Below are 20785 nucleotides of genomic sequence, written 5' to 3' on the forward strand. Positions count from 1 at the left end.
GGCGGGACGGGTCAGGCGGCCGGGACGAGGGCCGAGACGTCCGCGGGGCGCAGGGCCAGGGCGAGCACGTCGGCGACGTCGGCGAGGGCGTGCACGGTCAGCTGGGACCGCACCTCCTCCGGCAGGTCGTCGAGGTCGGGCTCGTTGCGCTTCGGGATGATGACCTCGGTGAGGCCGGCCCGGTGCGCGGCGAGCAGCTTCTGCTTGACCCCGCCGATCGGCAGGACCCGGCCGGCGAGGGTGACCTCGCCGGTCATGCCGAACTCGGGGCGGACCGGCCGGCCGGTGGCCAGCGACGCGAGGGCCGTGACCATCGTGATGCCGGCGCTGGGGCCGTCCTTCGGGACCGCACCCGCCGGGACGTGCAGGTGGATGCGGCGGGCGGCGAGCTCGTTCGGGTCGATGCCGAGGCGCCGGCCGTTGGAGCGCAGGTACGACAGCGCGATGTGCGCCGACTCCTTCATGACGTCGCCGAGCTGGCCGGTGAGGGTCAGGCCGGGGTCGCCCTCCATCGAGGTGGCCTCGATGAAGAGCACGTCGCCGCCGGCGCCGGTGACGGCTAGGCCGGTCGCGACGCCGGGGACGGCGGTGCGCTCGGCCGACTCCGGGGTGAAGCGGGGCCGCCCGAGGTACCCGACGACGTCGTCGACGTGGACCGGGGTGCCGTCGTACGCGACCGCGACCTTGCGCAGCACCTTGGCCAGGGCCCGCTCCAGCTGGCGGACGCCCGCCTCGCGGGTGTGCTCGCCGGCGATCCTGGCGAGGGCCTCGTCGGTGATGGTGACCTCGTCGGCGGCCAGGCCGGCCCGGTCCAGCTGCCGGGGCCACAGGTGGTCGCGGGCGATGGCGACCTTCTCCTGCTCGGTGTAGCCGTCCAGGGTCACCAGCTCCATGCGGTCCAGCAGCGGGCCGGGGATGGTGTCCACCACGTTGGCGGTGGCCAGGAACAGCACGTCGGACAGGTCGAGGTCGACCTCGAGGTAGTGGTCGCGGAAGGTGTGGTTCTGCGCCGGGTCGAGGACCTCGAGCAGGGCCGCGGCCGGGTCACCGGCGTAGCCGACGGCGAGCTTGTCGACCTCGTCGAGGAGCACGACCGGGTTCATCGAACCGGCCTCGCGCAGGGCGCGGACGATCCGGCCGGGCAGCGCCCCGACGTAGGTGCGGCGGTGGCCGCGGATCTCGGCCTCGTCGCGGACGCCGCCGAGGGACACCCGGACGAACTTGCGGCCCAGGGCGCGGGCGACGGACTCGCCGAGGCTGGTCTTGCCGACCCCGGGAGGGCCGGCGAGGGCGAGCACGGCGCCGGAGCCGCGGCCGCCGACGACCTCCTTGCCCAGCGCGGCGCGCCGGTTGCGCACGGCGAGGTACTCCAGGATCCGGTCCTTCACGTCGGCCAGGCCGGCGTGGTCGGCGTCGAGGATCGCGCGGGCCTCGCCCAGGTCGGTGTTGTCGGTGGTGCGCACGTCCCACGGCATCTCCAGGACCGTGTCGAGCCAGGTGCGGATCCAGCCCGCCTCCGGTGACTGGTCGCTGGCCCGCTCCAGGCGCCCGACCTCGCGCAGCGCGGCCTCGCGGACCACGTCGGGCAGGGTCGCCTCGGTGACCCGGGCGCGGTAGTCGGCGGAGCCGGACGGCTCGTCCTCGCCGAGCTCCTTGCGGATCGCGGCGAGCTGCTGGCGCAGCAGGAACTCCCGTTGCGTCTTCTCCAGGCCCTCGCGGACGTCATGGTTGATCTTCTCATTGACCTGCTGCTCGGCGGCGTGCGCGCGGGCCCACTCGACGAGCAGCTCCAGCCGGGCGGTGACGTCGGGCGCGCCCAGCAGCTGGATCTTCTGCGCCAGGGTGAGCCACGGCGCGTAGCCGGCGGAGTCGGCGAGCTCGGACAGGTCCGTCATGCGTTCGACGGTGTCGATGACCTGCCACGCGCCGCGCTCCTGCAGCACGCCGATGACGAGCGCCTTGTACTCCCGGGCCAGCTCCTTGGCCTTGCCGGCGGGGGCGGGCTCGTCGAGCAGGGTGGCCTCGACCCACAGCGCCGCGCCGGGGCCGGGGACGCCGGCGCCGATGCGGGCCCGGGACACACCGCGCACCACGGCGGCCGGCTCGCCGCTGGGCAGCCGGCCGACCTTCTCGAGGACGGCGACCACACCGAAGGAGCCGTACTCCCCGTCGACGCGGGGGACGGCCAGGACACGCTTGTCGCCGGCGGAACGCGCCGCGTCGACGGCCGCCTGGGTGGTGGCGTCGAGCGTGACGGGGATGACCATGCCGGGGAGCAGGACGTCGTCAGTCAGTGGAAGGACCGGAAGAGTTGCCATGTCAGACACCTGCCATCACTGTGGTTGAGCGTGACAGGCTTAAGTTACAAAACGTTCCCTCTGTTCCCGGAAAGGTTCCGCGTGTGACCCAGGACACCGTAGTCCGGCAGGTCGAACGCCGTGGCGGTCCGCGTCGCAAGGTGCCTGAACAGGTGTTTCACCGGCGGCAGGTAGCGGATCGTGCGGAAGAACCGGTTCCGCTGGGCGATCTTGCGGTCGGTCGACGGGACGAGGAAGTCCGCGCCGCCGGAGGCCTGCTGCTGGCAGGTTTCGACGTACGGGCGCAGGCGGTGCTCGTACACCTCGAACGCGCGACCGAACGGAGCCGCCGCCAGCTCCCCGGCCAGCACGTGCGCGCCGACGACCGCGAGGCCGGTGCCGTTGCCGCCCGGCCCGCCGGCGTATCCGGCGTCGCCCAGGAGCACCACCCGCCCGCGTGACCAGCGCTCCATCCGGACCTGCGTGGTGGAGTCGAACCAGAAGTCGGGCGCGGTGTGCATGGCTTCGAGCAGGCGCGGCACCCGCCAGCCGGCCCCGGCGAACGCGCCGGCGACGATGCGCCGCTGCCGCTCGACGTCGTGGCGGTCCTGCTGCCCGTAGGCGAGCCCGTCCGCGGTGAAGAACAGCGAGATCACCGCCTGGTCGGGGTTGACGCCGCCGATCGTGACCGTGCGGCGCGGCTCGTTGTACATCAGGCCCGCCCGGTCGAGGCCGAACTCGTTGGGCATGGTGAAGATGCAGCCGTACACCCCGAGGGAGCGCTGCGGCGCCGGGCCGAAGACCAGCTCGCGGACCCTGGAGTGGACGCCGTCGGCGCCGACGACCAGGTCGAACCGGCGGGGCCTGCCGCGCTCGAAGGTGACGTCGACCCCGCCGGCGTCCTGCGTGATCGTGGCGACCGAGTCGCCGAAGACGTAGTCGACGTGGTCGCGGGTGGCGTCGTACAGGATCTCGCCGAGGTCGCCGCGCAGCAACTCCAGGTCGCCGCTGAAGATCGCCGAGGGCATGGTCGCGGCGACCGTGTCGTGCCGGTCGACGATCGCGATGTCGCCCATGTGCGTAGCCCTGGCCCGCATCGCGTCCAGCAGCCCCATCCGCCGCAGGACCTCCAGGTGTACCCGGCCGCGGAAGTCGACCGCGTACCCGCCGCCGCGCAGCGCGGGGGCCCGCTCCACGACGGTGACCCGGTGCCCCGTGCGGTGCAGCCAGAGGGCGAGCGAGGGGCCGGCGACGCTCGCGCCGGAGATGAGGATGTCCACGAATTGCGAATATACATTCGTATTATACGCTTGTATAGACCATAGGATCTGGACCATGGGACATCGCGAGGACCTCCTCGACGGCGCCGTGCGCTGCATCTACGAGAAGGGGTACGCGCGGACCACCGCCCGCGACATCGTCGCCGCGTCCGGCACCAACCTCGGCTCGATCGGCTACCACTACGGCTCGACCGAGGCGCTGCTCAACGCCGCCCTGGAGAAGGCCCTGGAGGACTGGGGCCGGCAGCTGGCGACCGCGCTGCTGGCCACCGACCCCGAGGGGCAGGACAAGCTGCAGCGGTTCGCGGCGTACTGGGACAGCGTCATCGCCTCGATGGCCACGCGCCGGCCGGCGTTCATGGCGTCCTTCGACGCGTTCGTGCAGATGGAGCACGCCCCCGCGGTGCGGGCCATGATCTCCGAGGGCATGAAGGACGCCCGGGAGCTGTGGGCGTCGGTGTTCCACCAGGTCGACGCGGCCGCGGAGCCGCAGAAGGCGTTCCAGCTGGGCTCGTTCTACCAGGCGCTCATCACCGGGGTGCTCACGCAGTGGCTGATCGACCCGGCCAACGCGCCGACCGGCCGCGACCTGGCCGAGGCGCTGCGGATGATCGCCGCGTCGCTGTGAGCTCCCGCGCTACCCGGCGGCTCGCGGTGAGCCGGGACGGTAAGGCCGAGCGGCGTCCGGGCGGCGCGGCCCGGCGCGCCGTGGCCGGAGCCGCCGGCGCCGCGGCCGGGGGTGTCGGCGGGATCCTGCTGCTCGGCGCGATCGGCCGGGCGCCGTTGACCTCGGTCGGGCCGCTGGTCGCGGAGATCCGGGCGGCGGAGCACCTGTCGGGCGCCGCGGCGGGGCTGCTGACCACGCTGCCGTTGCTCGCGTTCGCCGGGTTCTCCCCGGTCGCGCCGCTCGTCGCCCGGCGGATCGGCCTGGAGCGCGCCCTCGGCCTCGCCGTCGTCGTCCTCGCCGCCGGCATCGCGGTGCGGTCGGCGCCGGTGCCGGTCGCGCTGTGGGCCGGCACGGCCGCGGTCGGGGCGGCGATCGCCGGGTTCAACGTGCTGCTGCCGAGCCTCGTCAAACGCGACCACCCGGCCCGCGTCGCGCAGCTGTCCGGCGGGTACTCCGCGACGCAGAGCGTGGTCGCGGCCGTCGCCTCGGGCACGGCGGTGCCGCTGGCGGCCGCTGTCGGCGGCTGGCGCGCGGCGCTGGCGTGCTGGGCCGCGCTGGTCGCGGTCGCCGGCCTCGCCTGGCTGCCGCGCACCCTGCACGCCCGCCGGGCGGATCCCGCAACCACCACCGCGACCACCGCCGGCGCGGCCCCGCGCGGCCGGCAGCGGCGGCCGTGGCGGTCGGCCGTCGCGTGGCAGGTGACGGTGTTCATGGGGCTGCAGTCCCTCGTGTTCTACGTCCTCGTCACCTGGCTGCCCTCCCTCGAACGCGACCGCGGCATCCCCGCGCAGGCCGCGGGGTGGCACCTGTTCGCGTACCTGGCCGCGGCCGTCGGCGCGAACCTCGTCACCCCCGTCGCGCTGCACCGGATGCGGGACCAGCGCCTCGTCGGGCTCGGTGTCGTGGCGTGCATCGGGCTCGGCGCCGCCGGGCTGCAGTGGCTGCCGTGGACCGCGGGGTGGGCGCTGGCCTCGATCGTGGTGGCCGGGTTCGGCGCGGGCGGGGCGCTGGTGGTGTGCCTGTCGCTGTTCAGCCTGCGGACCACCGACCACGCGCAGGCCGCGGCGCTGTCCGGGATGGCGCAGACCGTCGGGTACACGCTCGCCGCCGCCGGCCCGGTCCTGTTCGGGGCGCTGCGGGACGGCAGCGGGTCGTGGACGCTGCCGATGGCGGTCCTGTGCGGCCTGACCGCGGTCATGGCGATGTTCGCCGTCCTGTCCGGCCGGGCCCGCCTCGTCACCTGACACCGCCGGTGGGAGCTCCCGCGTGGCGGCAACCGCGCACCGGACGGTGCGTGCGTTAGGTTGGTCGGCGTGGACGATCAGCTGCCGTGCCGCCTGCGGGTCGCGGGTGACGTGTTCGACCTGGCCGGCCCGCCGGCCGCCCTGCGCGAGCTGGCCGGCCGGCTGCGCGCCGCCGGCGACGTCTTCGAGCAGCGCATCCGCAACGGCGCGCTGGTCCAGCGGCGCGGCGGCGGGGCGGTGCAGGTGGAGCTGCGCGGCGGGCCGGCGCTGCACGTCAGCGGCTCCGGCGACGCGCTCGCCGCGCTGTGGGCGGCGCTGGAGGTCGTCGCCGACGAGGCCGAGGCCGACCCGGACGCCGAGGGCCCGCAGCCGCACCGGCACGTCGAGGCGCTGACGGTGACCGCCGAGCGCCCTGCCGCCGAACTGGTGATCTGAGCCGGCGGCTACCGCAGGGCGGCGGGCTGGCGGATCTCGCGCTGCGCGGACTCCACCACCTCGCCGCGGGTGTCGCCGAGCCAGACGACCGGGTTCACCGGCGTGCCGACCCGCGACAGCAGCCCCGTCTCGTCGGTCCACGCGACCAGCGGGACAGGCTGCACGTGCTCGGTCTGCCAGCCGATGACCCGGCCGGCGTGGATCTCGTCGTCGGCGGCCGTGGCCAGCCACAACACCTGGGTCTGCGGAATGATCGTCATGCGTCAATGATGCCCCGGCAACGAAAGGTGCAATCGCGTCATGGCCGACTTCGACACCCTGCTTGCCGAGGGCGCGTCGGTGCCCGTGGAGGGCTGGGACTTCTCCTGGTTCGCCGGCCGCGCCACCGAGCAGCGCCCGCCGTGGGGGTACGCGCAGCTGCTGGCCCACCGGTACCGCACCACGGGCAGCGCCCTGGACGTGCAGACCGGCGGCGGCGAGGTGGTCCGGTGGGCCCTGGACCGCGCCGGGACCGCCCCCGGGCTCCTCGCCGCGACCGAGTCCTGGGCGCCGAACGCCGCCCTCGCCAGGCGGGCGCTCGCACCGTACCGCGGCACGGTCGCCCACATCGCCGACGATGCCCCGCTGCCGTTCGGCGACGACACGTTCGACCTGGTCAGCAGCCGCCATCCGGTCGTGACGAACTGGGCGCAGGTCGCCCGGGTGCTGCGGCCCGGCGGCACCTACCTGGCCCAGCACGTCGGCGTCGGCACCGCGCACGAGCTCACCGAGGCCATGCTCGGCCCCACCCCCGTCGGCCAGGGCCGTCACCCGGCCGCCGCGACCGCCGCCGCCCAGGCCGCCGGGCTGCGGGTCACGGACCTGCGCGAGGCCACCCTGCGGCTGGAGTTCTTCGACGTCGCGGCGGTCGCGGTGTTCCTGCGCAAGGTGATCTGGATCGTGCCCGGGTTCACCGTGGAGGCGTACCGGGAGCCGCTGCGCGCCCTGCACGAGCGGATCCGGGCGGACGGGCCGTTCGTCGCGCACACCACCCGGTACCTGATCGAGTGCTCCAAGCCACATCGGAACGGCAGTAGGTGAACGGTCGTTGGGTGGCCGGGGATAGTTTGAGTGGAGAAGCACACCCGCCGCTGCCGCAGGAGAAACTCTGATGAGTGAGTCCGTGAACGTAACCGTGACCGGTGCCGCCGGCCAGATCGGCTACGCGCTGCTGTTCCGCATCGCGTCCGGTCAGCTGCTCGGCGCCGACACCCGCGTCAAGCTGCGCCTGCTGGAGATCCCGCAGGCCGTCCGCGCCGCCGAGGGCACCGCGCTGGAGCTGCAGGACGGCGCGTTCCCGCTGCTCGCCGGCGTGGACGTGTTCGACGACCCGAAGCAGGCGTTCTCCGGCGCCAACGTCGCCCTGCTCGTCGGCGCCCGCCCGCGCACGAAGGGCATGGAGCGCGGCGACCTGCTGGAGGCCAACGGCGGTATCTTCAAGCCGCAGGGTGAGGCGATCAACGCCGGCGCCGCCGACGACATCAAGATCCTGGTCGTGGGCAACCCGGCCAACACCAACGCCCTCATCGCCCAGCGCAACGCCCCGGACGTGCCGGCCGACCGGTTCACCGCGATGACCCGCCTGGACCACAATCGGGCCGTGGCGCAGCTGTCGCAGAAGCTCGGCGTACCGGTCTCGGAGATCCGCAAGGTCACCATCTGGGGCAACCACTCCGCCACGCAGTTCCCGGACATCCTGCACGCCGAGGTGTCCGGCCGCAACGCCGCCGAGGCCGTCGGTGACCAGCAGTGGTATGCCGACGAGTTCATCCCGCGGGTCGCCAAGCGCGGCGCGGAGATCATCGAGGTGCGCGGGGCGTCGTCGGCCGCGTCGGCCGCGTCCGCCGCCATCGACCACGTCTACGACTGGGTCAACGGCACCGCCGAGGGTGACTGGACGTCGGTGGCGCTGCCGTCCGACGGCTCCTACGGCGTGCCGGAGGGTCTCATCTCCTCGTTCCCCGTCGTGTCCCGCGGCGGCAAGTGGGAGATCGTGCAGGGCCTGGACATCGACGAGTTCTCCCGGGCCCGCATCGACGCCTCGGTCGCCGAGCTCGCCGAGGAGCGCACCGCCGTGGAGCGCCTCGGGCTCATCTGAGCGTCCGGCTCCACCTGCATACACGTCTGAACGCCGGCCCGCCCACCCCGCACGGTGGGCGGGCCGGCGCGCCTGCGGGGGCGCCGCTTCAGTGCGGGGTACGGCCGAGTTCGTGCCAGCTCGACTCCGACAGCTCCACCTGGTAGTGCTCGGCGGCCTTCGTCAGGTTCGCGAAGGCGAGGTCGCGGTCGGCGTCGTTGACGCCGCGGACCTGGTCGAAGCGGGCGACCGCGTTGCGGACGTGCTTGGCGTCGGTCAGCGGCAGCTTGCGGTGCTCCGGGAACGCGTAGACGCTGTCGGGCAGGCGCTCGCGGGTCTCCTCGGACAGGGTGCCGTGTGCCTCGAAGGGCCTCCAAGTCGTCTTCATACCAGGTTTCTTCCCTGGCGGCGCGGTACTGACACCCCGATCGGCGGCATCGTTCGCGGCGGGTGGCCTGGGGCGGTACCGTCTGGTCCGACGGCAGACAGAAGGAGATCACGGGTGAAGGTGGATGCCGAGGCGCGGCAGCGGCTGACCGCGTTCCTGGGGACGCACGAGGAAACGCTCGTGCAGCAGTGGACGGAGATCGCGGCCCGCACGCTGCGCGGCCGGCTGACCAATGCCGAGCTGGCCCGGCAGGTGCGCGACGTCTACAGCGCGCTGCTGGCGCTGCTGAGCACGACCGGCGACGGCGAGCTGACCGGCGATCACGGTGGCGAGTCCCGGGCGGTGCTCGCGGAGCTGTCGCGCGCGTGGGCCCGGCAGGGCTTCACCCCGAGCGAGACCGCTAGCCTCGTGTTCACCGTCAAGGAGGTCGTGCTCAACCTCACCGGGTCCGGCCAGACCGACCAGACGCTCAAGGACTTCCTGCAGCTGTCGCTGCTCGTCGACGACATGGGCCTGTTCACGTTCGAGACCTACACCAAGACCCGCGAGTCGGTGATCGCCGACCAGACCGAGCAGCTGCTGGAGCTGTCGACGCCGGTCGTGAAGCTGTGGGAGGGGGTCGTGGCGGTGCCGCTGGTCGGCACGCTGGACTCCGCCCGCGCCCAGGTGGTCATGGAGAAGCTCCTGCAGACCCTGGTCGACACCGGCTCCGGCTACGCGATCGTCGACATCACCGGCGTCCCGGCGGTCGACACCCAGGTCGCGCAGCACATCCTCAAGACGGTGGTGGCGGCCCGGCTGATGGGTGCCGAGTGCATCATCTCCGGTATCCGCCCGCAGATCGCGCAGACGGTCGTCGCGCTCGGCATCGAGTTCGGCGACATCGTGACCAAGGCCAACCTCGCCGACGCGCTGCTGCACGCGATGCGCGCCAGCGGCGTCGAGGTCGTCCGCCGGGCGAGCCGGGACAAGGCGGTCTGATGGACCGCGTCCCAGTCCTGAAGATCGGCGAGATCCTGCTGGTCTCGATCCAGATCGACCTCGACGACCAGTCGGCGCTGCAGCTGCAGGAGGACCTGTCCGACCGCATCGTGGAGACCGGCGCGCACGGCGTCATCATCGACATCTCCGCCCTGGAGATCGTCGACTCGTTCATCGGCCGGATGCTGTCGACGATCGCGGCGGTGTCCCGGGTCCTGGACGCCGAGACGGTCGTGGTGGGCATGCGCCCCGCGGTGGCGATCACCCTGGTGGAGCTGGGGCTGTCGCTCAACGGCGTGCGCACCGCGCTCAACGTCGACAAGGCCCTGGCGATCCTCGCCGAGACCCGGCAGATCCGCGGCGTGGGCCTGCTCAGGGTCAGCGGATCGGACGACGTGCCCGAATGACGGAGCCGCAGGTGCTGCCGATCGCCGACGACAAGGACGTGGTCCGGGTGCGTCAGGCGGTCCGGGTGATCGCGCTCGCCGCGAAACTGCCGCTGGTCGACCAGACGAAGCTCGTCACCGCGGCGAGTGAGCTGGCCCGCAACACCCTGATTCACGGCGGCGGCGGGCACGCGACCGTCGAGCAGGTGCACAACGGCCGCCGGGCGGGGGTGCGCGCCGAGTTCGTCGACACCGGGCCGGGCATCGCCGACCTGGGGCTGGCCTTCACCGACGGGTACACCACCGGCAGCGGTCTCGGCCTGGGCCTGAGCGGCTCGCGCCGGCTCGTCGACGAGTTCGACATCGTCACCGCGCCCGGCGAGGGCACGAGGATCACGGTGACGAAGTGGGCCCGGTGACGACGCCGATCGACGTGCCCCTGGTCGAGGAGCTCGGCTGGATCCCGGTCGACGATGCCGGCGCGGCCGGCATCGCCCGGCGGGTGGCCGCCGACTGCGCCAACCGGCTCGGCTTCAGCGAGGAGCGGGCCGGCGAGGTCTCCATCGTCGCCGCCGAGCTGGCGAGCAACCTGCACCGGCATGCCGACGCCGGCGCCCTGTCGGTGCGTTGCCTGCGCACCGCCGCCGCCGGCGGGATCGAGCTCGTCTCCGTCGACGGCGGACCCGGCATGGCCGACCTGGTGTTCAGCGGCGCCGACGGCACGTCGACCGCCGGCACCCTCGGCATCGGCCTCGGCGCGGTCCGGCGGCTGTCCACGTACTCGGGCGGCTACTCGCTGCCCGGCCGGGGCACCGTGCTGACCGCGCAGCTGTGGCAGGATCGCAGCCCGCGGGGCGTGCCGGTGGTCGCGGGCCTGACCCGGCCGCTCACCGGCGAGCCGGTGTCCGGGGACCGCTGGGCGGCCCGCCGCGACGGCTCGGCGCTGCTGCTGCTCGTCGCCGACGGCCTCGGCCACGGCGCGCTCGCGGCCGCGGCGGCGAGCGCCGTCGTCGACGCGTTCCTGGGCAGCTCGCTGGACGCGCCCGGGGCGATCCTGGAGCACCTGCACCGGGTCGTGTCGCACACCCGCGGCGCGGCGGTGTCCGTGGCCCGGGTGGAGGGCGACACGCTGCGCTTCGCCGGCCTGGGCAACGTGGCCGGCACGATCGCCACCCCGGACGGGGAGCGGCGCGGCATGGTGAGCATGCCCGGGATCGTCGGGCACCAGTCGCGCGGTGTCCGCGAGTTCGGCTACGAGCTGACCCCGGAGGCCGTCGTGGTGCTGCACTCCGACGGCGTGTCGGACCGCTGGACGCTGCGGGACTACCCGGGGCTCAGCCGGCAGGACCCGCTGCTCATCGCCGCCACGCTGCTGCGCGACGCCGGCGTGCGCCGCGACGACGCCTGCGTGGCGGTGGTGCGGCCGTGACCGCGTCGCAGAGCAACGGCAGCGGCGCCCCGACCGGCCCGCGGCACACCGGCGGCGTGACCGGCCCGCAGCGCGGCAGTGGTGCCCCCGGCCCGCAGCACGGCAGTGGTGGCCCCGGCACCGGCCCGGCGGTCGCGGGGGTGGCGGCGTGACCGCGGACGCTGTCCAGCTGCCGGATCCGCTGCTGCGGATGGTGCTGCGCACCGACCAGGACGTGTTCGTGCTGCGCCAGCGGGGCCGGGAGGTCGCGGCCGCCGTCGGCATGGAGCAGCAGGATCAGGTCAGGGTCGCCACCGCGCTCAGCGAGATCGGCCGCCACGCCATCGGCGCCGCGGTGACCTTCACCGCCGAGGTTTCCGAGCGGGCCCGGCTGGTCATCGTGGTAGCAGCGGACGGTATCGGGATCAGTCCGCCGGAGGGAACGGCGGCTGCGGGCCGGCTGATGGACGAGGTGTACGTGGAACGGGACCGGATCAGCCTGACGCGCGGGCTGCCCGCCCAGGTCGGACCGGAGCGGCTGGTCGAGGCGCGCGACACGCTGGCGCAGAGCCGGCCGACGACCGCGCTGGACGAGCTCAGTGTGCAGAACCGGCAACTGGTCGCGGCCCTGGAGGAGGTCCAGGCGCACCGCGACGAGCTGCTCACCCTCAACGCGGAGCTGGAGGAGACCAACCGCGGGGTGATGGCGCTGTACACGCAGCTGTCCGAGGAGCTGGAGCAGACCAACCAGGGGGTCGTCGCCCTGTACGCCGAGCTGGACGAACGCTCCGCCCAGCTGCGCGAGGCGAACGAGGCGAAGAGCCGCTTCCTGGCCAACGTGTCGCACGAGCTGCGCGCGCCGGTCACCGCGATCATCGGGCTGGTCCGGCTGCTGCTCGACCCGCGCTCCGAGCCGCTGACCGCCGAGCAGACCCACCAGCTGGAGTTGGTGCAGGGCTCCGCCGCGGATCTGCTGGCCCGGGTCAACGACCTGCTGGACCTGGCGAAGGCCGAGTCGAACCGGATCGAGCCCGGCTGGGCGCCGGTCGACCTGGCCGCGGTCTTCGGCCAGCTGCGCGGCACGCTGCGACCGCTGGCCAAGCCGGGCGTGCAGCTGGAGGTCGCCGAGCCCGGCCCGGTCGAGCTGGTCAGCGACGAGCTGCTGCTCACCCAGATCCTGCGCAACCTGCTCACCAACGCGTTGAAGTTCACCGACGCCGGCACCGTCAGCATGGGCGCGCTGGTGCTGGACGGGCGGCTGCACATCGCGGTCGCCGACACCGGCATCGGCATCCCGTTCGCCGAGCAGCGCCGCGTCTTCGAGGAGTTCCATCAGGTGCGCGGCGCCCACCAGGCGGGCGGCACCGGGCTCGGGCTGCCCTACGCGCGGCGCCTGGCGACCCTGCTCGGCGGCGGGCTGAGCATGGTCAGCGAGCCGGGGGAGGGCAGCACGTTCACGCTCGACCTGCCGCTGCGCCCGCCGCCGGAGGACGACGCAGACCTGCCGCACGTGCCGTCGGTGCTGGTCGTGGACGACGAGGCGGCCGCCCGGCAGGTGCTGCGCGAGCACCTCAGCGGCATCGCCGGGCAGGTCCACGAGGCGGCCGACGCCCGCGCCGCCCTCGCCATCGCGTCCCGCGAACGGCCGTCGGTGATCTTCCTGGACCTGCGGATGCCCGGCGGTGACGGCGGTGACCTGATCGCCCGGATGGCCGCGGCACCGCAGACCGCCGGCATCCCCGTGGTGGTGGTGACGGGCGCGGACGTGACGCGGGTCGACGGCGCCGCCGCGGTCCTGGCGAAGTCGTCGCTGACGCGCCGGCTCGTCGCCGACGCGGTCGCCCAGGCCACGGCATGACCGGCCCGCGGCGAGGCGCGGCGGAGGTGGCGGCATGAGTGAGGACGCCGCCGACATCCTCGTGGTGGACGACAGCCCGTCGAAGCGGTACGTCATCACCAGCTGGCTGCGCCGCGACGGGCACCGGGTCGTCGAGGCGGCGACCGGCACGGAGGCCCTCGCCCTGCTGCACGGTGTGCCCGGCGGCGCCGGCCTGCGCGCGGAGCTGGTCGTGCTCGACGTGCGGCTGCCCGACATCGACGGCTTCGAGGTCGCCGAGCGCATCAAGGAGGACCCGCGCACCTCCGCGGTGCCGGTCATCCACATCTCGGCGACGGCCGTGCATGTGGTGGACCGCACGCAGGGCCTCAACCGGGGTGCGGACGCGTACCTGGCCGAGCCGATCGACCCGGACGAGCTGCTGGCCACGGTCCGGGCGAAGCTGCGGGAGTACCGGGCCCGCCGCCGCGCCGAGCGCCTCGCCGGGCGGCTCACCCGGCTGGTGGACACCACGACCGCGTTCAACGCCACGACCAGCCTGCCGGACCTGCTGGTGGCCGCCGCGACCGGCGCCGCGCGGGTGTTCGAGGGCCCGGCCGCCGTCGCCGCCGCGTCGCAGGAGTCGGGACCGATCGCGGTACAGGTCGACGCCGTGGACGGCGCGGCGCAGTTGCGCCCGGCGATGCGGGAGCCGTACGAGACGGACCCGCTCGCCGGGCAGGCCGGCACCGTGTTGTTCCGGCAGGAGACCGGCCCCTGGTGGCCGGGCGCGGTGTGGCGGCTCGTCGCACGGGCCAAGGCGGGCCGGGAGCCGTTGCACGTCGCGGTGCCCGCCGCCGGGTTCGACGACGACGACGCGGACCTGCTGCGCCAGTTCGGCCAGGCGGTCGCGCTCGCCGTGGAGGCGCTGCGCAGCTACGACGAGGAGCGGCGCACCGCGCTGACGCTGCAGCAGAGCATGCTGCCGCGGCGGCTGCCGGCGGTGCCCGGGGTACAGATCGCGGTGCGGTACCAGCCGGCGAGCGAGCACGCGTCCGTCGGCGGCGACTTCTACGAGATCATGGTGGTGGACGGTCAGCTCGTCGCGGCGATCGGCGACGTCGCCGGGCACTCGCTGCGGGCCGCCACGATCATGGCGGAGGTGCGCCACGCGCTGCGCGCGTACCTGGTCGAGGACGCCTCGCCGGGGCCGAGCATGGAGCGGCTCAACCGGATGATGCTGCGGCTGCTGCCGGAGGAGATCGCGACGATGTGCCTGCTGCGCATGGACCCGGGCAGCGGGCAGGTCCGGCTCACCAACGCCGGGCACCCGCCGCCGCTGCGGATCCTCGACGGGCGGGTCACCCCGGTGGAGGGGCGGGTCGCGCTGCTGGGCGTGCCGACCCCGCACGACGCGGAGACGCCGCTGACCCTGGCGCCGGGGGAGACCCTGGTGCTGGTCACCGACGGGCTCATCGAGTCGCGCGGGCACACGTTCAACGAGGGCCTGGAGGCGCTGTGCCTCGCGGTCGCCGACGTCGGCCCGGACCTGGAAGAGTTCTGCGACCGGCTGCTCAACGACCTCGGCGCGGGCTCCCGCGACGACGACGTGGCCCTGCTCGTGATCCGCAGGGTGGATTTTCCCTGAACCGGTTGCACGGCACCCCCGTGACCGCAGACGCTGCGGTGAGACGAATGGGGGGCTTCATCATGGCGGTCTGTGAGACCTGCGGCAACGATTACCACATGGCGTTCGAGATCCGGACGGTCGGCGGCGGCGTACACGTCTTCGACTCCTTCGAGTGCGCGATCCACCGGCTCGCGCCGGTCTGCGAGCACTGCGGCACCAGGATCGTCGGGCACGGCGCGGAGGTGTCCGGGAGCTTCTACTGCTGCGCGCACTGCGCCCGCACGGCCGACCAGGGGCTCGGCGCGGAGATCCGCGACACGGTGGGGGCGTACCCCGGGTGAGCGTGCCCGATGCCCCGCATGATTGGGTTTTCGTGCAGCAGGGCATTGGATGAGGCACGCGTCGCGGAGGAGCAGCTGTGGTGGTCCTGGGTATCGACATCGGCGGTTCGGGCATCAAGGGGGCGCCGGTCGACCTGGCGACCGGCGAGTTCACCGCCGACCGGCACCGCATCGAGACCCCGCAGCCCGCTGACACCACCGCCGTCGTGCAGACGGTCGCGCAGGTCGTCGCGCAGTTCCCGCCGGCGAGCAGCGTCGGCATCACGTTCCCGGCGGTGGTCCAGCACGGCGTGACGAAGACCGCCGCGAACGTCGACGCGTCCTGGGTCGACGCGCCCGCGGAGCAGCTGTTCAGCGAGGCGCTGGGCCGGCCGGTGACGGTGCTCAACGACGCCGACGCCGCCGGGGTCGCCGAGCTGGAGTACGGCGCCGGCAAGGGCGTCGGCGGCCTGGTCGTCATGGTGACCCTCGGCACGGGCATCGGCAGCGCCCTGTTCATCGACGGGCGGCTGGTGCCCAACACCGAGTTCGGCCACCTGCAGCTCACCGGGCTGCACCTGCACGGCGGCGACGCGGAGGACTACGCCTCCGACCGGGTCCGCGAGGCCGACGACCTGAGCTGGTCCGACTGGGCCGAGCGGGTGCAGGTGTACCTGCGCCACCTGCACTCGCTGCTGTGGCCGGACCTGATCATCATCGGCGGCGGCGTGAGCAGGAAGACCGACAAGTGGCTGCACCACGTGTCCGTGCCCACCAGGGTCGTCCCGGCCGCGCTGCAGAACAACGCCGGCATCGTCGGCGCCGCGCTGCTCGCCTCGCGCCGGGCGCACTGAGCTGCCGCACCGCTGGGCCGGTGCCGCCCCGCCGGCGCCCGCGGGGGTGCTGACGGGACGGTCGTGCCTGCGGGGGTGCGGGCATAGGGCACGATGGGTCGCATGGGGGACATGCCCGCGCCGTTGCGTGCCGAAGACCCGACCACGGTCGGGTCCTACCGGCTGCTCGGCGTGCTCGGCGTCGGCGGCATGGGCACCGTCTACCTCGCCGCCGGACCCGATGAGCGCCGGGTCGCGCTGAAGGTCATCAACCCGGCCTGGCACGGCGACCCGCAGTTCCGGCAGCGCTTCGCGGCCGAGGCCGCCGCCGCGTCGCGGGTCGCGGGCTTCTGCACCGCGCGGGTGCTCGACGTGGCCTTGGACGGCCCGGTGCCGCACCTGGTGACCGAGTACGTCTCCGGGCCCTCCCTGCACGACTACGCGACCGTCAACGGCCCGCTCGGCGGGCAGGTCGAGGCGGTCGCCGTGGGGGTCGCCGCGGCGCTGACCGCGATCCATGCCGTCGGGCTCGTGCACGCCGACCTCAGCCCGCGCAACGTGCTGCTGTCGCCGTTCGGCCCGAAGGTCATCGACTTCGGCGTGGCCCGCCTGCTGAGCCACCCCGGCCCCGGCGGGCAGCCGGCCGGCCAGCCCGCCGGGCAGCTGTTCGGCACGCCCGGCTGGCTCGCGCCCGAGCAGGAGCGGGGCGCCCCGCCGAGCCAGGCGTCCGACGTGTACGCGTGGGGCGTCCTCGTCGCGTGGGCGGGCACGGGCGTCATGCCGGCCGGCCCGACGCGGGCGGGCCTGCCGGCGGGGCTGGCGCCCGGGCTCGCCGAGGTCGTCGGCCGCGCCCTGCGGCACGATCCGGCCGCCCGCCCGACGGCCCGCCAGGTCCTCCTGGCGCTCGTCGGCGACGACGACCCCGCCGCGGTGCATGTCACCTCCCCACGCGCCGATCCGGGCCGTCACAAGGGTCCTGGCGGCCCTGGCGGCTCCGCTGACGCCACGGCGAGGGTCCGGGGCGCGGCGCCGTGGCCCGGCCCCTCGCCGGCGGGCCGCCGCCCGGGCCGGTTCGCGCCGGGCGCGGCGCCCGTCGTGCCGGTCTCGCCGACCGCCGTGCACGGCGCGCCCGGCGGGCATCAGGGCACGTATCCGGCGGGGATGCCGGTGTCGCCGGTACCGGTCAGCCCGACGGTGCTCGATCCGACCGCCGGCACCGGCCCGGCGTCCCAGTACGCGGGCCACCACGGCGGCCCGGCCGGTCCGCTGCCCCCGCTGCCGCCGCTGCCCCCGCCGCCGCGCGGGCGGCCGCCGCGCGTCGGGCGGGCCGTGAGCGCCGTGGTGGCGGTGCTCATCGTGCTGGGCTGCCTGTGGGGTGTGGTCAACCTCGCCGGCTCCGGCGGCGACGGTGACCCGCAGGCGGGCCCGAGCACCGCGGCGCCGGTCAGCAAGGCGCCGTCGCGCAAGCCGAGCCCGGTGGCCACCGACGGCGGGGTCCGCTTCACCGTCGTGGGCTTCGAGTGCGGCGCCGCGCAGGTCGGGCAGTGGCCGGTGGTCAAGCAGGCGCAAGGCCAGTTCTGCCTGGTGGAGATCAAGGTGGAGAACCTCGGCACCGGCGGCACCCGCATCTGGCAGGGGTCGCAGCGGCTGCGCGACACCGAGGGCAACGAGCACAAGCCCGACGAGTGGTCGTGGCTCTACAACGAGGCGACCCGGCCGCTGTACGGCGAGATCAAAGCGGGCAAACCGGTCGTCGGCACCCTCGTCTTCGACGTGCCGAAGGGTCTCAGGTTCGACGTGCTGGTCGTCAAGCAGCAGCCGCTGAGCACCGGCACGGTCATCCACCTGCCCGGCCGGTAGAGCGCTTTCGCGAACCGGCCCGCGGCGCCGAGGCGAGCGCCCGCGTATCGACGTGCTTGCCGAGCAAACACCACGGCCCGAGGGCTTGGCAAGCTTTTCCCGGACGTTAACTTTCGTTACCACCGTGTTATTGACACCACTGTCCGGGATCAGATTTAGTGTGCCGGAACCGGTTGCGGAACCGGTTCCAGAAAACGCTCTCTTGCCAGAAAGCGCTCTCACAGAGAGGATGCCGACGTGCCGATCACCATCGCCGACGTCGCGTCCCGAGCCGGGGTCAGCAAGACCACCGTCTCGCGGGTGCTCAACGGCAAGGGCGAGGTCGACGAGTCGACCGCGGCACGGGTGCGGAGGGTCATCGACGAGTTGGGCTACACGCCCAGCGCGCGGGCGGTCAACCTCGCCCGTGGGCACACCAGGGTCATCGGGATGCTGGTGCCGTCGCTGATCTGGCCGTGGATGGGCGAGATCGTGCAGGGAGCGTTGGATGTCGTCGAGGCGGAGGGTTACGGGTTGCTGCTGTTCACCTGCAACCGTGGCGCCGAGTCGATGCGCCAGTTCTCCGCGCAGGTCTCCGGCAAGGCCTTCGACGGCCTGCTGGCGATCGAGCCGGAGGGCACCCTGGACTACCTCGCCGACCTGTACGCCGGCGGCCTGCCGGTGGTGCTCATCGACGACCGTGGCGACAAGCCGCTCATGCCGTCGGTGGGGACCACCAACCGGGCCGGCGGGGCCCTCGCCGCCCGGCACCTGCTCGAGATCGGCCGGCGGCGCCCCCTGGTGATCACCGGATCCGAGAAGTTCGGTTGCACGCAGGACCGGCTCGGCGGCTTCGTCGACGTGTTCGCGGCCGCCGGGCACCCGGTCGACCCGCGCTACGTGACGGAGGGCGATTTCACCTACGACTGCGGCGCCCAGGCGATCCGGCAGGCGCTGGGTCTGGGCCTCGAGTTCGACGCCGTCTTCGCCCACAACGACCTGTCCGCCGCCGGCGCCCTCCAGGCGCTGCGCCAGGCGGGCCGCACGGTGCCGGGAGATGTCGCCCTCGTGGGCTTCGACGACATCGTCCACGCCGGGCACACCGAGCCCCCGCTCACGACCATCCGCCAGCCGATGCGGCAGATGGGCGAGACGGCGGCCCGGCGGCTCATCGCGCACTTCGACGGCACGCCGTTGACGAATGAGCCCAACATCCTGTCCACCACGCTCGTCGTGCGGTCCTCGACCGTCCCGGCGTAGCCCGAGCGCACCACCCAGCACCACCCAGCACCACCCAGCACCACCGACACCGCACCAAAGGGCGGGACCTGCCGCAAGAAGGCCCCGTCGTCATACCCCGAATGCCCGCCCCACCTGTCGATCCAGGTACGTAAGGAGACACCCCCGTGCATACCAGACGCTCCGTTGTGCTCGGCCTCGCCGGGTTGCTCGCGACCGGCGCGCTCGCCGCTTGCGGCGAGTCGAAGAACGAGCAGAACGCCAAGCAGGGCACGACGGTCCTCAATGTCGGCATGCCGAACGGCCCGCAGACCGAGAACCAGAACCCGTTCCTGAGCACGTCCGCGTCCTCGAAGTCGGGCTACAAGTGGGCCCTCTACGAGCCGCTGATGATGTGGAACCCGGTCAAGCCGGCCGACCCGATGAAGCCGTGGCTCGCCACGAAGGCGGAGTGGTCGAAGGACTACACGTCGGTCAAGGTCACCGTCCGCGACAACGCGGAGTGGACCGACGGCCAGAAGGTCACCGCCGAGGACGTCGCGTTCACCTACAAGCTGGTCCGCGACAACGACGCCCTCAACACCGGTGGTCTGACGATCACCGACGCGACGGTCAGCGGCTCGGACGTGACCATCACGTTCAAGAACCCGCAGTTCGTCAGCCAGCACAAGGCCATCGCCCAGGTGCCGATCGTCCCCAAGCACATCTGGGAGAAGGTGTCGGACCCGAAGTCGGAGCTCGCCAAGGACCCGATCGGCTCGGGCCCCTACAAGCTCAAGTCCTTCACCCCGCAGACCGCGACCCTGGTGGCCAAGGACAAGGGCTACTGGCAGGCGCTGCCGGCCGTCAAGGAGCTGCGCTACACCTCCTACACCGACAACAACGCGCAGACCACCGCGCTGGCCAACGGTGAGTCGGAGTGGAGCTTCGTCTTCATCCCCAACGTGAAGACGGTCTTCATCGACAAGGACGCCGCGCACCACAAGATCTGGGCCCCGCCGGTCCTGGGCATCCACGGCCTGTACATCAACACCACCAAGGCCCCGTTCGACGACAAGAACCTGCGCGTGGCCATGAGCATGGTCATCGACCGTGACGACATCTTCAACACGGCCGAGGCCGGCTACTTCCACCCGCTGGTGAAGAGCGTGACCGGTCTGCCCAGCCCGGCCGGCGACGCGTTCCTCGCGCCGGAGTTCAGGGGCAAGGACTACAAGATCGACATCGAGGGCGCCAAGGCCCTGCTGACCGCGAACGGCTACAAGTACGAGGGCACCACCCTCAAGGACAAGACCGGCAAGGCCGTCACGCTCACGCTGACCGACCCCGCCGGCTGGTCGGACTACCAGACCTCGCTGGAGATCGTGAAGGCGAACCTCGCCAAGATCGGTATCGAGGCGACGGTCGAGAAGGCCAACCAGGACGCGTGGTTCAAGAACGTCGAGGCCGGTCAGTTCGACGCGGGCTTCCGGTGGACCAACGGCGGCAACACGCCGTACGACATCTACCAGACGATTATGGACGGCGACCTGCTCAAGCCGATCGGCACCGCGAGCCCGGCCGGTAACTTCGGCCGCTTCAACAACCCCGAGGCCACCAAGGCGCTGCGCGACTACCAGTCGGCGACCGACGACGCGGTCCGGGTGCAGGCGATGAACACCCTGCAGAAGATCTTCGTGGAGCACATGCCGATGATCCCGGTCGGCGCCGACAATGTCGGTGGGGCCTACTCCACCAAGAACTGGGTCGGATGGCCGGACGACGCCAACCCCTACGGCGCGGCCCAGCCCACCCAGGCCAACGCGCTCGACGTGATCCTGCACCTCAAGCCGGCCTCCTGACCGGTCGCAAGTGACACCGCTCCCCGGGTGGCCCGCGAGGGCCGCCCGGGGAGCGGCACCCCGTG

21 protein-coding genes are annotated in these 20785 nt (G+C 73.2%); 17 read left to right on the forward strand and 4 right to left on the reverse strand.

Translation table 11 applies throughout. The features are described from left to right. Positions 1-11: 11 nt before the first annotated feature. A complete protein-coding gene (lon, locus tag AB0H83_RS21030) occupies positions 12-2318 on the reverse strand; it encodes an endopeptidase La (protein WP_360096261.1) in 2307 nt (768 codons plus the stop codon). A 44-nt stretch (positions 2319-2362) separates the two neighbouring features. Beyond that, positions 2363-3577 carry an FAD-dependent monooxygenase gene (locus tag AB0H83_RS21035; RefSeq protein WP_360096264.1) on the reverse strand — a complete coding sequence of 405 codons (1215 nt, stop codon included), beginning with the start codon at positions 3575-3577 and terminating at the stop codon, positions 2363-2365. Positions 3578-3632: 55 nt separating this feature from the next. Between AB0H83_RS21035 and AB0H83_RS21040 the strand changes: the two genes are divergently transcribed. The 3 genes from AB0H83_RS21040 to AB0H83_RS21050 all read left to right on the forward strand — a co-directional run bounded on the left by AB0H83_RS21040 (position 3633) and on the right by AB0H83_RS21050 (position 5923). After that, the gene (locus AB0H83_RS21040) at positions 3633-4205 is read left to right on the forward strand and encodes a TetR/AcrR family transcriptional regulator (protein ID WP_360096267.1); all 573 of its coding nucleotides are present in this window, start codon (positions 3633-3635) and stop codon (positions 4203-4205) included. Beyond that, positions 4202-5488 carry an MFS transporter gene (locus tag AB0H83_RS21045; protein ID WP_360096270.1) on the forward strand — a complete coding sequence of 429 codons (1287 nt, stop codon included), beginning with the start codon at positions 4202-4204 and terminating at the stop codon, positions 5486-5488. The genes AB0H83_RS21040 and AB0H83_RS21045 overlap by 4 nt, the downstream gene beginning before the upstream one ends. A 69-nt stretch (positions 5489-5557) precedes the next feature. After that, positions 5558-5923, forward strand: coding sequence for a hypothetical protein (locus AB0H83_RS21050; RefSeq protein ID WP_360096273.1), 366 nt, complete (start codon positions 5558-5560; stop codon positions 5921-5923). An 8-nt stretch (positions 5924-5931) separates the two neighbouring features. Here AB0H83_RS21050 and AB0H83_RS21055 read toward each other — a convergent pair whose 3' ends face one another. After that, on the reverse strand, positions 5932-6183 hold the full coding sequence (locus tag AB0H83_RS21055; RefSeq protein WP_360096276.1) for a hypothetical protein: 252 nt from the start codon (positions 6181-6183) through the stop codon (positions 5932-5934). A gap of 40 nt (positions 6184-6223) precedes the next feature. On the opposite strand from AB0H83_RS21055, the gene AB0H83_RS21060 reads away from it, so the two are divergent. Together AB0H83_RS21060 and AB0H83_RS21065 are read left to right on the forward strand one after the other, a co-directional pair. After that, positions 6224-7003 carry a methyltransferase domain-containing protein gene (locus tag AB0H83_RS21060; RefSeq protein ID WP_360096279.1) on the forward strand — a complete coding sequence of 260 codons (780 nt, stop codon included), beginning with the start codon at positions 6224-6226 and terminating at the stop codon, positions 7001-7003. A gap of 70 nt (positions 7004-7073) precedes the next feature. Further along, complete coding sequence (locus tag AB0H83_RS21065; protein WP_360096282.1) at positions 7074-8060, forward strand: malate dehydrogenase; 987 nt, start codon at positions 7074-7076, stop codon at positions 8058-8060. 88 nt (positions 8061-8148) lie between these two features. Here AB0H83_RS21065 and AB0H83_RS21070 read toward each other — a convergent pair whose 3' ends face one another. Further along, the gene (locus AB0H83_RS21070; protein ID WP_360096285.1) at positions 8149-8427 is read right to left on the reverse strand and encodes a DUF6582 domain-containing protein; all 279 of its coding nucleotides are present in this window, start codon (positions 8425-8427) and stop codon (positions 8149-8151) included. A gap of 156 nt (positions 8428-8583) precedes the next feature. Between AB0H83_RS21070 and AB0H83_RS21075 the strand changes: the two genes are divergently transcribed. The 12 genes from AB0H83_RS21075 to AB0H83_RS21130 all read left to right on the forward strand — a co-directional run bounded on the left by AB0H83_RS21075 (position 8584) and on the right by AB0H83_RS21130 (position 20720). Beyond that, complete coding sequence (locus tag AB0H83_RS21075; RefSeq protein ID WP_360096375.1) at positions 8584-9408, forward strand: STAS domain-containing protein; 825 nt, start codon at positions 8584-8586, stop codon at positions 9406-9408. Then, positions 9408-9815, forward strand: coding sequence for an STAS domain-containing protein (locus tag AB0H83_RS21080; protein WP_360096288.1), 408 nt, complete (start codon positions 9408-9410; stop codon positions 9813-9815). Before AB0H83_RS21075 ends, AB0H83_RS21080 begins: the two co-directional genes overlap by 1 nt. Further along, a complete protein-coding gene (locus AB0H83_RS21085) occupies positions 9812-10213 on the forward strand; it encodes an ATP-binding protein (protein ID WP_360096291.1) in 402 nt (133 codons plus the stop codon). Before AB0H83_RS21080 ends, AB0H83_RS21085 begins: the two co-directional genes overlap by 4 nt. Beyond that, on the forward strand, positions 10210-11223 hold the full coding sequence (locus AB0H83_RS21090; RefSeq protein WP_360096294.1) for an ATP-binding protein: 1014 nt from the start codon (positions 10210-10212) through the stop codon (positions 11221-11223). The genes AB0H83_RS21085 and AB0H83_RS21090 overlap by 4 nt, the downstream gene beginning before the upstream one ends. Further along, entirely contained in the window at positions 11220-11375 is a 156-nt protein-coding gene (locus AB0H83_RS21095; RefSeq protein ID WP_360096297.1) for a hypothetical protein, read from the forward strand. The genes AB0H83_RS21090 and AB0H83_RS21095 overlap by 4 nt, the downstream gene beginning before the upstream one ends. After that, positions 11372-13060 carry an ATP-binding protein gene (locus AB0H83_RS21100; RefSeq protein ID WP_360096300.1) on the forward strand — a complete coding sequence of 563 codons (1689 nt, stop codon included), beginning with the start codon at positions 11372-11374 and terminating at the stop codon, positions 13058-13060. The genes AB0H83_RS21095 and AB0H83_RS21100 overlap by 4 nt, the downstream gene beginning before the upstream one ends. A 34-nt stretch (positions 13061-13094) precedes the next feature. After that, positions 13095-14666: a fused response regulator/phosphatase gene (locus AB0H83_RS21105; RefSeq protein ID WP_360096303.1), complete on the forward strand. Its 1572-nt coding sequence runs from the start codon at positions 13095-13097 to the stop codon at positions 14664-14666. 62 nt (positions 14667-14728) lie between these two features. After that, on the forward strand, positions 14729-14989 hold the full coding sequence (locus AB0H83_RS21110; protein ID WP_360096378.1) for a Prokaryotic metallothionein: 261 nt from the start codon (positions 14729-14731) through the stop codon (positions 14987-14989). A 77-nt stretch (positions 14990-15066) separates the two neighbouring features. Further along, entirely contained in the window at positions 15067-15822 is a 756-nt protein-coding gene (ppgK, locus tag AB0H83_RS21115) for a polyphosphate--glucose phosphotransferase (protein ID WP_360096306.1), read from the forward strand. 102 nt (positions 15823-15924) lie between these two features. Next, entirely contained in the window at positions 15925-17661 is a 1737-nt protein-coding gene (locus AB0H83_RS21120; protein ID WP_360096309.1) for a protein kinase, read from the forward strand. Positions 17662-17898: 237 nt separating this feature from the next. Continuing rightward, complete coding sequence (locus AB0H83_RS21125; RefSeq protein ID WP_360096312.1) at positions 17899-18900, forward strand: LacI family DNA-binding transcriptional regulator; 1002 nt, start codon at positions 17899-17901, stop codon at positions 18898-18900. Positions 18901-19046: 146 nt separating this feature from the next. Beyond that, positions 19047-20720, forward strand: coding sequence for an ABC transporter substrate-binding protein (locus AB0H83_RS21130; protein WP_360096315.1), 1674 nt, complete (start codon positions 19047-19049; stop codon positions 20718-20720). Positions 20721-20785: the final 65 nt, after the last annotated feature.

The sequence above is a fragment of the Dactylosporangium sp. NPDC050688 genome, from assembly GCF_040654515.1.
GTDB lineage: Bacteria > Actinomycetota > Actinomycetes > Mycobacteriales > Micromonosporaceae > Dactylosporangium.